The following is a 14,495-nucleotide window of genomic DNA, read 5'->3' as shown; positions in this document are numbered from 1 at the left end:
ATGAACGTTTATATACCATTATTATGTACAGAGATTTAGAGGAAGGGAGCCTGAACTTAGGTGAGAAAGCAAAAATCAATGCATATTAGCAAGTTAATCATTCTCTCCGTATTCATCACAATTTTTTTAGCAGGCTGTGATAGTCGTTATTTGATTTTAAATCCGCAGGGGGCGGTGGCTCAAAAAGAATACCAGTTAATTATTTTTTCCATAATTTTATGCACAATTGTTGTTATTCCTGTTTTAGGTCTGCTTGTGTATATCGTTTTACGCTACCGCGATAAGCCTGGAAACAAGGCTCCGTATCGGCCAGATTGGGACGATAGTAAGCGTCTTGAATTTATTTGGTGGGGCATCCCCATTATTATTATTGGTATTTTAGGTTTCGCTACGGCCAAGACGACGTATGACTTAGCAGATCCGCCGAAAAAAGATGTAAAGCCGCTAACGATTGAAGTAACATCCCTTGACTGGAAATGGTTATTTCAATATCCGGATCAAGATATTGCGACAGTGAACTATGTCAAAATTCCAAAAGATGTGCCCGTTCAATTCGTGCTAACGTCAGATGCACCTATGAATTCTTTTTGGGTACCCCAGCTGGGAGGACAATTATATACCATGCCGGGAATGGCAATGGGGCTTTGGCTGCAAGCTGATCACAAGGGAGAATATTTTGGTTCGGGTGCGAATTTTACGGGTGAAGGGTTCGCTCATATGAACTTTAAAGTTAAATCTACATCGACAAAAGAATTTAATCAATGGGTAAAGCAAGTGAAAGAAACATCACCAGCTTTAACAAAAGCTGATTATAGCAATCTTGCCCAACAAGGTCTTTCTCTAGAAAAATCGTATTCTACCATTCCTAAAGGCTTATTCCAAGAAATTGTCATTAAAAACGGTGGTCAATATTATAGTCAGCATCACCATATGAAAAATGGAGACATGAAGACTATGAATGTGGCTTCTGAAGAACAAGTACATACACAGCATGAGCACCAGGAAGGAGGAAAATAAGTTGTTAGACAAATTAAAAGATTTTTCATCTCATTTTTTCGTGACAGGAGAACCTATGATTTACGGAGCAGATGTCGCCATTTTGTTAACACTAGCCGGTATTATTTTTGTTCTTACGTATCTTAAAAAATGGAAGTGGCTATGGCGTGAGTGGCTCACAACGGTGGATCATAAAAAAATTGGAATTATGTATATGCTTTCTTCATTATTGATGCTGTTTCGAGGCGGAGTAGATGCATTATTAATGCGTATGCAACTAGCATTCCCTCAGTGGCATTTTCTAGATTCTAATCATTACAACGAAATTTTTACTACGCACGGAACTATTATGATTCTATTTATGGCAATGCCGCTTATGTTTGCTTTCTTTAACATTGTTGTGCCGCTTCAAATTGGAGCAAGAGATGTCGCCTATCCTTTTTTAAACGCGGTAAGCTTTTGGCTATTTTTCTTTGGCGCCATGCTTTTTAATTTGTCGTTTGTAATCGGCGGCTCGCCAGATGCAGGATGGTTGAGTTATCCGCCGCTTTCTGGCATGCAGTTCAGTCCTGGACCAGGTCAAGATTTTTATATTTGGGGTATTCAAATATCAGGTATTGGCAGCTTGGCTTCTGGAATTAATTTTATTATGACTATTTTAAAAATGCGTGCGCCGGGCATGAAACTTATGCATATGCCGCTATTCACGTGGTCCGTTCTAGCAAGCTGTATTATTATCATTTTCGCGTTTCCTGTATTAACCGTAACGCTTGCTTTATTGTTTATTGACCGCTTCTTTGACGGACACTTATTTACTATGACCGGCGGAGGAAATCCGATGATGTACATTAACTTAATTTGGATGTGGGGACATCCTGAAGTGTATATCGTTGTACTTCCTGCATTCGGCATTTTTTCTGAAATCGTTGCAACGTTTTCTCAAAAGAAGATATTTGGCTATAAGTCTATGGTTTTTTCAATGATGATTATTAGCGTTCTATCGTATTTCACATGGGTGCATCATTTCTTTACGATGGGTGCAGGTGCTAATGTGAATGTGTTTTTTGCTATTACGACGATGGCTATCGGAATTCCAACGGGTGTTAAAGTGTTCAACTGGTTATTTACGATGTTCCGCGGCCGTATTCAAATGACGCAGCCAATGCTATGGACAATTGCTTTTATCCCGTGTTTTGTTGTGGGAGGAGCAACGGGTGTTATGCTTTCAGCAGCTCCCGCAGACTATCAGTATCATAATAGCTACTTTTTAGTTGCACACTTTCACCAAGTGTTAATCGGAGGCGTTGTATTCGGCTTTTTTGCAGGTTTGTACTATTGGTGGCCAAAAATGTTTGGCTTCAAACTAAATGACCGTCTTGGTAAATGGGCGTTTTGGACGTGGAATATTGGTTTTTATGTATGCTTCATGCCTCAGTATGCATTAGGTTTTATGGGAATGACACGCCGTATTTATACGTATGACTTTGACATGGGATGGGGACCGCTGAACGTTATCTCTACAGTCGGAGCTTTCTTTATGGGCATAGGGTTTATCTTTCAAGCATGGCAGATTCTTCATGGCATTAAGTACGGAGAACGAGATGTAACAGGGGATCCTTGGAATGGACGTACATTAGAATGGTCCATCCCTTCACCGCCGCCGCACTACAATTTTGCAGTGATTCCAACAGTAGCGGGGCAAGATGCGTGGTGGACAATAAAAGAAGAAAGAAAAAAGAAAAAAGCGAAGGAAACAGCTGCTTTCTCTCCGATTCATATGCCTAAGAATTCAGGTATTCCATTTATCATGTCCGTTTTCTGGTTCATTGCTGGTTTTGGCTTAACGTTCCACTGGGTGTGGATGGCGATATTCGGTTTGACAGGAGTCGGAGCTTGTTTACTAGCTCGTTCTTTTCAATACAACTCGGACTATTATATTCCGGTGGATGAAATTCGACATACAGAAGATTCAGTAGGGAGGGTTGGCTGACATGGCTTATGCGACAGCGCACCACGAAGAACATCATGATAACCATGATGAAGGAATCAAAGTTATGGGTTTTTGGCTTTTCCTCGTAACGGACTGCATCTTATTTGGAGCATTATTTGCTACGTATGCCGTTCTTGTTAATCATACTGCGGGAGGTCTTACAGGAAAAGATTTTTTTGAAGTTCCAGGATTTGTTTCTGAAACGTTTATCTTATTAACGAGCAGCTTTACGAGCGGATTAGCTGTGCTGAGCATGCACAAGGGAAAAATAAAGCATTTAATTGGCTGGCTAATCGTGACTCTGCTTTTAGGTATGTGCTTTGTTGGCCTTGAAATTCATGAATTTCAAACAATGGTTCATGAAGGAGCAACCATTTCCACCAGCGCATTTTTTACAGCTTTCTATACGCTAGTTAGTACGCACGGGGTGCACGTTTCTGTCGGCATCATTTGGATGATTTCAATTACAATCCAATTAAAACGATACGGAATTACCTCTGTAACAAAACGAAAAGTGACGATTATCAGCTTATACTGGCATTTTCTTGATGCTGTCTGGATCTTCCTTTACACGGTTGTGTATTTAATGGGGGTGATGTAGATGGAGAATCATGGGTCGTTAAAAGCTTATACACTAGGATTTATTTTCTCGATTATTTTAACCGTTATTCCTTTGATGCTGGTATTAAACCATGTATTTGCTAAAAATATAGTACTAGCTAGCATTCTAGGAATGGCCGTGCTTCAATTTTTCATTCAACTGTTTTTCTTCATGCATATTAAAGACGGAGAGAAGCCTCGTTATAATGTGATGGCTTTAATACTTGGAATCGTTTTTGTTATTACGATTGTAGCAGGATCGATTTGGATAATGACTTTTAACTCTCAAGTTCAATAAAAATGGAGCCGTGCACTACACACGGCTCCACTTTTATTAATTTCTCTAAATTGTGATAAAAATCACATACTTTCGTTTGCGCAAGAAGTAAAATAAAAGTGTAGCAAGGAAAGTTCTTTATAAACGAAAGACAAAGGAGAGATTATGATGAATATGGCTTATCGTAACATCCTCGTAGCAGTAGACGGTTCCGTAGAAGCGGAGTGGGCATTCAAAAAAGCAGTTAACAGTGCGAAAAAAAATAACGCTCATTTGATAATTTGTCACGTTATCGACATACAGGCGTTAAGTCCATCACCTTATGCATTCTATACAGATACACGCTTTCAAGATGCAGAGAAATTTGCTGAAGAACTTTTGACCAACTATCGTAACCTAGCCATCAAAGCTGGCGTAACGAAAGTCGAGACATTAATTGAACACGGTTCTCCTAAAACAAAAATATCTAAAAAAATTGCTCCCGATAAGCACGTTGATTTAATTGTATGCGGTGCAACGGGGTTAAACGCGGTAGAGCGTATCTTAATCGGAAGTGTATCTCAGCATATTTTGCGCTATGCCAAATGTGATGTGTTAATCGTTCGCACGCCTAAAGAAGCTGAGGAGGAAACAAAGCCTTTACAAGTGGAACTAACAGAATAGCCAGGCACAGACGAGAAATAAAACTTGTTGTGCACAGCAAAATACAAAGCTCTCACCATTTATTTAAAGAGGGGGGATAAACGTATTTTAGTTAAAAGAAGATCCGAACAAGGAGTCAAGATTCTTAAGGGAGAATTTGACTCGTTCGGATTTTTTTATTGTGATGGTGAATGTATTTTCCATGTATGCAGCTGTTTCTAGCTGTTGATTGAAGGAGAAAGGCAATGAAAGAAAAGCGAGGCGCTAATAGAGCACATCAAACATGTTTACTAAGGAAGAAGACGGGAAGAACAAGCATATAGAAAGCTTTTCCTTAGTTGGTTAAGGTTGATTTATGAAGGAGTGACGAATATGTCAAAGTTAAATAATCCATTAACTCAATATTTCCATGAAGACTATCCAAAACAGTATCAAGAACCGCCTGGTGTACAAAAAGAAATGAACGTCATCCCAGACTGCGGGGAGAACAGTTACATAGGTGCAGGTAAATTAAAAGGCAGAAAAGCTCTTGTGACAGGTGGAGATTCAGGTATTGGCCGAGCAGCAGCGATCGCTTACGCAAGAGAAGGAGCGGACGTTGCGCTTAATTACTTGCCACAAGAGCAAGCTGATGCAGAAGAAGTAAAAAAGCTTATTGAAGCAGAAGGAAGAAAAGCAGTACTCATACCTGGTGATGTAGGCGAAGAATCTTTTTGCAAGGAGCTAGTAGAAAAAGCTTATAAAGAATTAGATGGTTTAGATGTTCTAGCGCTCGTAGCTGGCAAACAGCAGGCAGTAGAAGATCTTGCTGATTTAGAAACGGACCAGCTGCGCAAAACCTTTGAAGTAAATGTATTCTCTTTATATTGGACCGTAAAAGCAGCGCTGCCTTATTTACCGGCAGGTGCTTCTATTATTACCACAAGTTCTGTACAAGGCTATAGCCCAAGTCCTAATTTATTAGATTATGCAGCTACAAAGTTTGCCATTAACGGATTCACTCGCGGACTAGCCAAGCAATTAGCTCCAAAAGGTATTCGCGTTAACTCCGTTGCTCCAGGACCTATCTGGACGCCGCTGCAAATTTCTGGAGGGCAGCCAAGCGACGCTATTCCAGGCTTTGGACAAGATACACCGTTACAGCGCGCTGGTCAGCCGTTAGAGTTAGCGAATGTATACGTATTTTTAGCTTCAACAGATGCAAGCTACGTAACAGCTCAAGTTTACGGAATTACAGGCGGAATAGAACTAGCTTAACTTAAAAAAGCCACTTGCAGTTATAAACTGCAAGTGGCTTTTTTGTAGAGTTATTTCTGTTTTATCGTCTTTTACCTTTTAACGTCTGTACACAAATGTAGCTAAGCGTAGCGAATAACGCTGTAATAAACGCCGAGTGAGACAGTGTAGCAAAGACATTTAAACGAGACATGACAACAAAGATACCGCTAAATATTTGAGCAATGGTTAAAGCAACTGCAATGATGGACGCATAGTAAATATCACGGCGAGTTTCTTTATACTGTTTGATAGCAGATACCATAATCCAAATGATAAGAACAAACAGCACAAGAGCAGCAAATCGGTGAGCAAAGTGAATGCCTGTTGTTCCTGATAGCTTTGGAATAAGAGTGTTGCCATAACAAGCCGGAAAGCTTGTACACGCTAAGCTTGCACCTTTGTGACGCACATATGCACCTAAATAAATATCGCAGTAGGTAAATATAAGCGTAAACCATGCGAGCCATTTAAATTTGCCTGTAACCGCTCCTTTAATAAAATGATCCGAACGGTCCTTTTGAATAACAAATATTGAAAGTAAAAATACACCGGTAAACGCAATAAGCGAAAGACCGAAATGAAGCGCTAGCGCTTCAGCTGACTGAGGCCAGATAACGGCAGAAGCCCCGAGCAATGACTCGATAACAATAAATGCAATACTCATAATCGCTAAAATTTTCACTTCACGGTTTCTGCGGTAACGAATCCAAGCCCAAATAGAAAATGCCAAAACAAGAAGACCGGCAAATGCGGTAATTAGACGATGCGTATATTCAATCATTGTTGCTACCGCGTATTCGGGTATTAGCTGCCCGTTGCACAGCGGCCACTCGTTTCCGCATCCTAATCCAGATCCTGTGGTTGTGACCAGACTGCCGGCAATCATCAAAATAAACATAACAATCGTTGTAAATATAGCTGTTATTTTAAATAAATTTCTCATACGTTGACTCCCTTTGCTGAGTTACTAATTATGACTATAGATTTGATGAATACGATAGTCAAGTAGTAGAGCGTAATTAACAAATAACTGTCACAAACTCGCACATGTTTCCCTTAAAATTGATGTCAGAAAAGCTTTCTTCCTTAAACTTTGTAATGGTTTTTTCCTTTTAAACGATGTAAATATGGTTCCCTACATAAGATATAAAAAAATTATATTAGTGATTTTATACAATTTGCAAAAAAAACTTTAGAGAGAATAGAGATACAATCATATTCCAAAAGTGATAATATAGATATAAATCAAACAATGTTATAAAACCTATCATTTTATGTAAGGTGTGAAATAAACTTTTTTATTAGAAAGAAACTTTGTTGAAAGGAGAGATAACGATGAGCTTAGAAGCTTTAAATAAAAGAGTAGAAACCGATCTGTCTTACCTTTCCTTCAGGAAACCAACAGAAGCACAGCCAATTACCCCTAAGAGCGGACACGTATACGATGTAATCATTATTGGAGGAGGTCAAAGCGGTTTAGGAACGGCCTTTGGTTTACTGCGAGAACGCGTGTCGAATATTCTTGTTATTGACGAAAACCGTTCGGGTTCAGAAGGTCCGTGGGAAACATATGCACGAATGATTACGCTAAGAACACCCAAAAACTTAACGTCTGTCGATCTAGGAATTCCTTCACTGACGTTTCAAGCGTGGTGGGAAGCACAATTCGGCTCAGAAGGCTGGGAAGCTCTTGACAAAATCCCAAGAGGAGACTGGATGAATTATTTGCGCTGGTACCGGAACATTCTTAACCTTCCTGTGGCAAATGAAATAAAATTAACGTTAATTGAGCCTGCAGAAACAGGTATCCATCGCTTGCATATTCAAGGGAATGGAGCCGTGTGTCCTACACTGATGGCACGTAAAGTTATACTAGCTACAGGAATTCAAGGAGGAGGAGAATGGCATGTTCCGCCTATGATTTCTGAAAAATTGCCGCCTCATCTTTATTCTCACACTTCAAAAACTATTGATTTTACTACGTTGAAGAACAAAAAAGTAGCTGTTTTAGGAGGAGGAGCTTCCGCTTTTGATAACGCCAACTATGCGCTTTCCGAAGGGGTTGCTGAAGCTCATGTATTTGTTCGCCGAAAAGAACTTCCCCGTATTAATCCAATTAGACAAATGGAAGATTCAGGAATGATTGAACGTTTCCATGCTCTGTCAGATGCTGAAAAATATGAAGTGATGGCTCATTTTTTCGAATACAATCAGCCGCCTACGAATGATACATTTGGACGCGCTTCCTCATGGCCAGGTTTTCATTTGCACGTACATGCCCCATGGCTCGACGTCGAGGAAAAACACGACAAAGCAGTTGTAACCACTCCTCAGGGAACGTTTACGTTTGACTATTTAATTATTAGCACCGGACTTCTAACAGATCCGGCTCTGCGTCCAGAATTGCAACTTGTTGAAAAACACATCGCCCGCTGGAACGATCATTACAAAGCACCGCATGAAATCGCCAACCCAGTATTGGATGCCCATCCTTACCTTAGTAACGGCTTTGCTTTTTTAAGTCGTAATAGGGAAGGTCAAAAAATGGTATATGGCCTTTTTGCTTTTAATTATTCCGCTTTAATTAGCTGTGGAATTTCTGCATCCGCTCTTTCAGGGCTAAAATATGCGATACCAAAGCTCGTCTCAGAAGTCGCCAATCAGCTTTTTATTGATAATCGCCATGAGAATTTAACTAATTTCTTTGACTATGATGAGCCTGAATTTGTCGGCAGTTGGTCAAAGGACAATAATCAAGTGAAAACAATATAATAAAACTACATTTTTAACAATGAAAAAGGTGAAGCATATGGAGCCGATCTCTAAAAAGAAGATAGCTACTTTGTATACTCAAATTAGCCAAGAAATTTTTAATGTAGGCGTGAATACTCAAAAAATAGATATTATTGATAATAAAATTCTTATACTAGCTCAATCAAAAAGAATGCCGGCATTAGAAGCACTTAGTGAAGAATATAGAGAATTAGTGATGTCTCTTGATGCCGCTTTGTCGACTAAATATAAAAAAATGCTAAAGCAAAAAGTGGAGCTTTTATTTGATATCCAGGTCACTTCTTTATTTAGAGACTATGATCCTGTTACAGAGAATTCTTGTACGGTTATTTGCTTTAAATAACTTCTCTATATAAATGGCAAAACGTTCGATGAAATCGTTTGTTGTGCAAAACACGTAAAAAACGGATGCTTATCTTCTGTTTACAGAAGCAAAGAGCCGTGAAGATAGAAGGATTTCCTTCTGTTTTCACGGCTTTTTTTATAGATATTTTCATAAAAAAGAGAGGGGAAATGCTTAAAAACACACTGTTTTATAGAGGAGCTGTAAAAGCGAGTGAAAAGAAGATGAATCGAAAATTAAAGGAGTGAAAAGTAAGTGGCGATGAATGAAAAAGTTGAAGCTCAGCATATGGAACTAATAAAAAAATCAGCACCTAACCCTTCATGGTTGGATAAGCTGTTTCATTTAACCAAACGTAAAACAGATGTAAAAACAGAAATTCTTGCTGGAATTACTACTTTTGTGACGATGAGCTATATTATCTTTGTTAATCCGACGATTTTAGCAGATGCAGGCATTCCAAAAGAAGCGGCAATTGCAGCGACGATTTTTGCCACTGTCTTTGCTACTCTTTTGTTTGCATTATGGGCGAACATGCCTATTGCAGTAGCACCAGGAATGGGGCTGAACGCTTTTTTTACGTATACAGTGGTATTGGGTGAAGGGCTAACGTGGCAAACAGGTTTAGGAGCCGTATTTATTTCAGGCGTTGTATTTTTTATTTTAACCATAACGGGCTTACGCAAGAAGATTATTGAAGGGATACCCGCTATTTTAAAAAGTGCTATTTCTGTGGGAATCGGTCTATTTATTGCTTTTATCGGTTTTAAGCAAGCAGGAATTATTGTAAGCAACAAAGAAAATTTAGTAGCCCTTGGTCAGCTTACAAAACCGGGTCCATTACTTGCTTTATTAGGTTTTATCGCGGTAACTGTATTAACTGCTCGAAAAATTAAAGGAGCTGCCCTGATTAGCATTTTGCTAGTATCAATTGGCGGGATGGTGCTGGGCATAGTAGAAGCACCTAAAAGCATTAGCAGCGTTGTGTCATTTTCAATGCCGAGCATGTCAGAAACTTTTTTACAAATGGATATTAAATCAGCTCTTCATTACGGTCTTTTTTCTATTATTTTTTCATTTACACTTGTGGAGCTATTTGATAATTTAGGATCGATGATTGGATTATCTAAAAAAGCTGGATTAATGGATGAAAAAGGAGAAATTAAAGGGTTAGATAAAGCGCTCATGGCAGATTCTCTTGCGACAGTAGCCAGTGCTGCTATGGGATCTACCGCAATGAACGCGTATGTAGAAAATGCTGCGGGAATTGCAGAAGGAGGCAAAACAGGCCTTAAAGCACTGGTCGTTGCCATGTTGTTTTTAGTGAGTCTTTTATTTACGCCATTAATTAGCATTATTCCTGCTTTTGCTACAGCGCCTATTTTAATTATGGTTGGAGCTCTCATGTTAACGGAAATCAAAAACATCCCTTTAGACGAGATAACAGATGCTGTGCCTGCTTTTTGTACCATTATTTTGATGCCGTTAACGTTTAGTATCGGCGAAGGCTTAGCGCTAGGGTTTTTATCTTATACATTCGTTAAATTATTAGCCGGCAGGGCAAAGGAAATTCACTGGATTATGTACATCATTAGCGCTGCTTTTATTATCAACTTCGTCTGGGCTGCTTGAGGCATGTATTTACAGTAAAAAAGACTTCTCAGCTGAGAAGTCTTTTTTACTGTTCGCGTAGATTTTAATTTTTCTTCCCTTACAGAAATAAAAGATAGCGAAGGAAGATATATAACGTTGAAATTAAAAGAGATACGAGCGTGATTGGAGCTCCAATTTTCAAAAAATCCATAAACGAAAATTTATGTCCTTTTTTTACAGCCATGCCAGCTACAATTACATTGGCAGACGCTCCAATTAACGTACCATTTCCTCCCAAACATGCTCCTAGAGCCAGTGACCACCATAGTACACTGATTTGAGCAGAATCAGGACTCATTCCCATTCCATGAGCCATATCTTGAATAAGCGGAATCATTGTAGCAACAAAAGGAATGTTGTCAATAACAGCTGAGGCAATTCCGCTAATCCACAAAATGAGATAGGCTGACAGTGCGATATTGCCGTCTGTAACGTTCAACGCGCCGGCAGCCAGCTTTTTAATAATGCCTACATCGATTAATCCTCCGACAAGAATAAATAAACCAGCAAAGAAAATAATGGTTGTCCATTCAACAGAATCAAACGCACTTTCTACTTCATCATGAGTTCGTAATCCAATTACCAATAATACAGCTGCACCCGTAATGGCTACCATAGCTGCATCGATATGTAAAACCGAGTGCAGGGTAAAACCTAGAATCGTTAATACTAATACCGTTAACGATTTTTTCATTAAAGCGGAATCTTGAATATAATCTTTTTCATTTAAACTCATTAGCTCTTGTTTTTTACTATCTTCTACTTTTAATTTTTTACGATAAATAAGAACAAGAATTCCTAGTGTAACAACACCGATAATTAGTACTGCAGGAGCTAAATTTAATAAAAAAGCGTTAAAATCAAGATGAGGATTCGCTGCCCCAATCATGATATTAGGCGGGTCGCCTATTAAAGTTGCCGTTCCTCCAATATTTGAAAACAGCACTTCTGATATAAGAAATGGAAAAGGATTAATATTCAAAATAGTAGTGATGGAAAATGTAACGGGAACAATTAATAACACGGTTGTCACATTGTCTAAAAATGCTGATCCGACGCCTGTTAAGATTGATAAAATAACTAGAATTCGAACAGGGTCACCTTTAGCGATTTTAGCAGACTTGATGGCTGCGTATTGAAACACGCCTGTTTTGTTTGTAATGCCGACTAAAATCATCATACCCATAAGAAGGACAATCGTTTCCCACTGAATGTGTTCCATAATGGCCTTATTAAAGTCAACAATACCTAACAAAATCATCAATATAGCGCCTAAAAGAGCTGCCGAAGCGCGATTGATCTTTTCGGTCATAATCAAAAAATATGTAATGATAAATATAATAATGGCTGCGTATACATGAAAACTTGTAATGTGTTGAATTGCATTGTGCATAACAGTAACCTGGCGATATGTCATCTAGACATCACGAAGTGTAGATGACAAAAACTTTGGATGTTTTCCAGGTTTTCACCTCATCTTTCATCGTTTAATTTACATCCAACTTTACGGTAAAACTTCTATAAAGCCCGTTTTGCTTTAACCAACCTCCTTTAAAAGCTTTAGTATCCCTCAAAATGAAGACGATTCCTTCAGCATTATATCATATTTATATAAAAGCTTTCTTATTGATTATTCAATGCGATTTTCCTCCTGCACACTTATTATGCACCTTAAATTCAGTTTACATAATTGGTTTCCCTAAGATTGGACAAAGTTAGACAAAGTTGGAACAGCGTCCAACTTTGTCTAACTTTATGAGGCCAAATCCAACAATAGATTGCTAGTATAAAGCGATTTTACTATTGGCACGGTACTTGCAATAGTAGTTAAGTGAAGTTTGATAATCAAATGAGGAGGCTTACCATAATGAAAACTGCTCAAAACAAAACAGAAAAGCTTACGAAAGAAAAAGCCAGCTGGATGTATCAGAAAATGGTAGAAATTCGAAAATTTGAAGATGAAGTACATCAAATTTTTGCAAAAGGTGTACTGCCTGGTTTTGTTCATCTGTATGCAGGTGAAGAAGCGGTAGCGGTTGGAATGTGCGCTCATCTTAATGACAGTGACAGTATTACGAGCACTCATCGCGGACACGGTCATTGTATTGCGAAAGGCGGCGATTTAGATGGAATGATGGCTGAGCTTTTTGGAAAGGTAACCGGGTTAGGCAAAGGAAAAGGCGGATCTATGCATATCGCAGATTTAGATAAAGGAATTTTAGGAGCAAATGGCATTGTAGGAGGAGGCTTCCCGCTTGCATGCGGTTCTGCTTTAACTGCTAAGTATAAAAAGACAAAAGATGTAAGCGTTTGCTTTTTTGGAGACGGAGCGGGCAATGAAGGGACGTTTCATGAAGGAATTAACTTAGCAGCCATTTGGAAACTGCCGGTTGTTTTTGTTGCTGAAAATAATGGCTACGGAGAGGCAACTCCATTTTCTTATGCTTCGAGCTGCAGTGCGATTGCAGACCGTGCCGCATCTTATAACATTCCTGGGGTACGAGTGGATGGAAAAGACGTGATGGCAGTTTATGAAGCAGCTGCAGAAGCTATTCAACGAGCCCGCAGAGGGGAAGGGCCAACGTTAATTGAATGTGTAACGTATCGAAATTACGGACATTTTGAAGGTGACGCACAAACGTATAAATCAGGAAATGAAAAGAAAGAACATCTCCAGGAAAAAGATGCGATCGCTCTTTTTGAAAATTACTTGCTTTCAGAACAAGTAGTAACAGAACAAGAGCTTAGAGACATTGAAGGTGAAGTAGAAAAAGCAGTAAAACGTGCAGTTAAGCTAGCAGAAACAAGCGATTATCCTGATGCTTCGGAACTATTAACGGATGTTTATGTATCTTACTAATTAAAGGGGGAAAAGAAAATGACTAGAAAATTAAGCATGTCTGAAGCTATTAATGAAGCAATGAAACTGGCGATGCGAAAAGATGAGAATGTAATTCTTTTGGGAGAAGATGTAGCTGGCGGAGCGGAAATTGACCATCTGCAAGATGATGAGGCGTGGGGCGGGGTCCTTGGAGTCACAAAGGGGCTTGTGCAAGAATTTGGACGTGAACGAATTCTTGATACGCCTATTTCAGAAGCAGCTTATATAGGAGCTGCAATGGGAGCGGCAGCTACAGGGTTAAGGCCGGTTGCAGAATTAATGTTTAATGACTTTATTGGCTGCTGTTTAGATCAAGTGCTGAATCAAGGGGCGAAATTTAGATACATGTTCGGAGGAAAAGCTGAAGTGCCCGTCACGATTCGGACAACCCATGGAGCTGGATTTAGGGCTGCAGCTCAGCACTCTCAGAGCTTGTACGCCTTGTTTACTAGCATTCCTGGCATTAAAGTAGTCGTACCTTCTAACCCTTACGATGCAAAAGGGTTATTGTTAGCAGCTATTGAAGACAATGATCCGGTTATCTTTTTTGAAGACAAAACATTGTACAACATGAAAGGAGAGGTTCCTGAAGGCTACTATACAATTCCGCTAGGGAAAGCTGACGTGAAACGCGAAGGAACAGATTTAACCATTGTAGCCATTGGAAAACAAGTAAATACTGCACTTACAGCAGCAGATCAATTGTCTCACAAGGGAATTGATGTAGAAGTAGTCGATCCGCGAAGTCTATCACCTTTTGATGAAGAGACCATTCTTTCTTCTGTAGAAAAAACGAATCGATTAATTGTCATTGACGAAGCCAATCCAAGATGCAGCATCGCAACAGATATTGCTGCGCTAGTTGCTGATAAAGGATTTGACATGCTTGATGCACCTATTAAACGAATTACAGCACCGCATACACCTGTGCCATTTTCACCTCCATTAGAAGATATTTATCTGCCAACACCACAAAAAGTAATTGAAGTTGTATCGGAGTTACTAGGAGATAAATCGCTTCTAAGTGTGTAAGTAAAGAAAA

At 39.2% G+C, this 14,495-nt stretch carries 13 protein-coding genes; 11 read left to right on the top strand and 2 right to left on the bottom strand.

Annotation, left to right across the window (positions count from 1 at the left end; translation table 11 throughout):
• Positions 1-78: 78 nt before the first annotated feature.
• The 6 genes from AC2YJL_RS14900 to AC2YJL_RS14875 all read left to right on the top strand — a co-directional run bounded on the left by AC2YJL_RS14900 (position 79) and on the right by AC2YJL_RS14875 (position 5,762).
• Positions 79-1,017 (top strand): cytochrome c oxidase subunit II, encoded by a 939-nt coding sequence (locus AC2YJL_RS14900; RefSeq protein WP_269067605.1) that lies wholly within the window; start codon positions 79-81, stop codon positions 1,015-1,017.
• 1 nt (position 1,018) lies between these two features.
• Positions 1,019-2,986: a cytochrome aa3 quinol oxidase subunit I gene (gene qoxB, locus AC2YJL_RS14895; RefSeq protein ID WP_336075547.1), complete on the top strand. Its 1,968-nt coding sequence runs from the start codon at positions 1,019-1,021 to the stop codon at positions 2,984-2,986.
• Between the two features lies 1 nt (position 2,987).
• Entirely contained in the window at positions 2,988-3,587 is a 600-nt protein-coding gene (cyoC, locus tag AC2YJL_RS14890) for a cytochrome o ubiquinol oxidase subunit III (protein WP_369360697.1), read from the top strand.
• The gene (gene cyoD, locus AC2YJL_RS14885) at positions 3,588-3,884 is read left to right on the top strand and encodes a cytochrome o ubiquinol oxidase subunit IV (protein WP_195694495.1); all 297 of its coding nucleotides are present in this window, start codon (positions 3,588-3,590) and stop codon (positions 3,882-3,884) included. It begins immediately after the preceding gene.
• 147 nt (positions 3,885-4,031) lie between these two features.
• Positions 4,032-4,526, top strand: coding sequence for a universal stress protein (locus tag AC2YJL_RS14880; RefSeq protein WP_195697066.1), 495 nt, complete (start codon positions 4,032-4,034; stop codon positions 4,524-4,526).
• Between the two features lie 351 nt (positions 4,527-4,877).
• Entirely contained in the window at positions 4,878-5,762 is an 885-nt protein-coding gene (locus AC2YJL_RS14875; RefSeq protein WP_195694494.1) for an SDR family oxidoreductase, read from the top strand.
• 61 nt (positions 5,763-5,823) lie between these two features.
• Here AC2YJL_RS14875 and AC2YJL_RS14870 read toward each other — a convergent pair whose 3' ends face one another.
• A complete protein-coding gene (locus AC2YJL_RS14870) occupies positions 5,824-6,726 on the bottom strand; it encodes a COX15/CtaA family protein (protein WP_195694493.1) in 903 nt (300 codons plus the stop codon).
• Positions 6,727-7,118: 392 nt separating this feature from the next.
• Here AC2YJL_RS14870 and AC2YJL_RS14865 point away from each other — a divergent pair, with 392 nt between their 5' ends.
• From AC2YJL_RS14865 to AC2YJL_RS14855, 3 genes are all read left to right on the top strand, one after another.
• Positions 7,119-8,555 (top strand): NAD(P)-binding domain-containing protein, encoded by a 1,437-nt coding sequence (locus AC2YJL_RS14865; RefSeq protein WP_195694492.1) that lies wholly within the window; start codon positions 7,119-7,121, stop codon positions 8,553-8,555.
• A 37-nt stretch (positions 8,556-8,592) separates the two neighbouring features.
• Complete coding sequence (locus AC2YJL_RS14860; RefSeq protein ID WP_013056580.1) at positions 8,593-8,919, top strand: Na-translocating system protein MpsC family protein; 327 nt, start codon at positions 8,593-8,595, stop codon at positions 8,917-8,919.
• A gap of 255 nt (positions 8,920-9,174) precedes the next feature.
• Positions 9,175-10,551 carry an NCS2 family permease gene (locus AC2YJL_RS14855; protein ID WP_195694491.1) on the top strand — a complete coding sequence of 459 codons (1,377 nt, stop codon included), beginning with the start codon at positions 9,175-9,177 and terminating at the stop codon, positions 10,549-10,551.
• Positions 10,552-10,630: 79 nt separating this feature from the next.
• Here AC2YJL_RS14855 and AC2YJL_RS14850 read toward each other — a convergent pair whose 3' ends face one another.
• Complete coding sequence (locus AC2YJL_RS14850; protein WP_014460545.1) at positions 10,631-11,965, bottom strand: ArsB/NhaD family transporter; 1,335 nt, start codon at positions 11,963-11,965, stop codon at positions 10,631-10,633.
• Between the two features lie 474 nt (positions 11,966-12,439).
• On the opposite strand from AC2YJL_RS14850, the gene AC2YJL_RS14845 reads away from it, so the two are divergent.
• Both AC2YJL_RS14845 and AC2YJL_RS14840 read left to right on the top strand, forming a co-directional pair.
• Entirely contained in the window at positions 12,440-13,432 is a 993-nt protein-coding gene (locus AC2YJL_RS14845) for a thiamine pyrophosphate-dependent dehydrogenase E1 component subunit alpha (RefSeq protein WP_439332241.1), read from the top strand.
• 18 nt (positions 13,433-13,450) lie between these two features.
• Positions 13,451-14,485, top strand: a complete 1,035-nt coding sequence (locus AC2YJL_RS14840) for an alpha-ketoacid dehydrogenase subunit beta (protein WP_013082775.1) — start codon at positions 13,451-13,453, stop codon at positions 14,483-14,485.
• Positions 14,486-14,495: the final 10 nt, after the last annotated feature.

The sequence above is a fragment of the Priestia sp. SRI_019 genome (assembly GCF_057586255.1).
The sequence above is the reverse complement of the archived record's forward strand: the minus strand, read 5'-3'. Positions and strand labels throughout refer to the sequence as shown.

What these genes read in the sequence shown, in the direction of transcription:
- AC2YJL_RS14840 (WP_013082775.1), top strand. Translation starts at nt 13,451, where the DNA reads ATGACTAGAAAATTAAGCATGTCTGAAGCTATTAATGAAGCAATGAAA.
- AC2YJL_RS14850 (WP_014460545.1), bottom strand. Translation starts at nt 11,965, where the DNA reads ATGCACAATGCAATTCAACACATTACAAGTTTTCATGTATACGCAGCC.
- AC2YJL_RS14860 (WP_013056580.1), top strand. Translation starts at nt 8,593, where the DNA reads ATGGAGCCGATCTCTAAAAAGAAGATAGCTACTTTGTATACTCAAATT.
- AC2YJL_RS14900 (WP_269067605.1), top strand. Translation starts at nt 79, where the DNA reads ATGCATATTAGCAAGTTAATCATTCTCTCCGTATTCATCACAATTTTT.
- cyoC (WP_369360697.1), top strand. Translation starts at nt 2,988, where the DNA reads ATGGCTTATGCGACAGCGCACCACGAAGAACATCATGATAACCATGAT.
- AC2YJL_RS14865 (WP_195694492.1), top strand. Translation starts at nt 7,119, where the DNA reads ATGAGCTTAGAAGCTTTAAATAAAAGAGTAGAAACCGATCTGTCTTAC.
- AC2YJL_RS14875 (WP_195694494.1), top strand. Translation starts at nt 4,878, where the DNA reads ATGTCAAAGTTAAATAATCCATTAACTCAATATTTCCATGAAGACTAT.
- AC2YJL_RS14870 (WP_195694493.1), bottom strand. Translation starts at nt 6,726, where the DNA reads ATGAGAAATTTATTTAAAATAACAGCTATATTTACAACGATTGTTATG.
- cyoD (WP_195694495.1), top strand. Translation starts at nt 3,588, where the DNA reads ATGGAGAATCATGGGTCGTTAAAAGCTTATACACTAGGATTTATTTTC.
- AC2YJL_RS14880 (WP_195697066.1), top strand. Translation starts at nt 4,032, where the DNA reads ATGAATATGGCTTATCGTAACATCCTCGTAGCAGTAGACGGTTCCGTA.
- AC2YJL_RS14845 (WP_439332241.1), top strand. Translation starts at nt 12,440, where the DNA reads ATGAAAACTGCTCAAAACAAAACAGAAAAGCTTACGAAAGAAAAAGCC.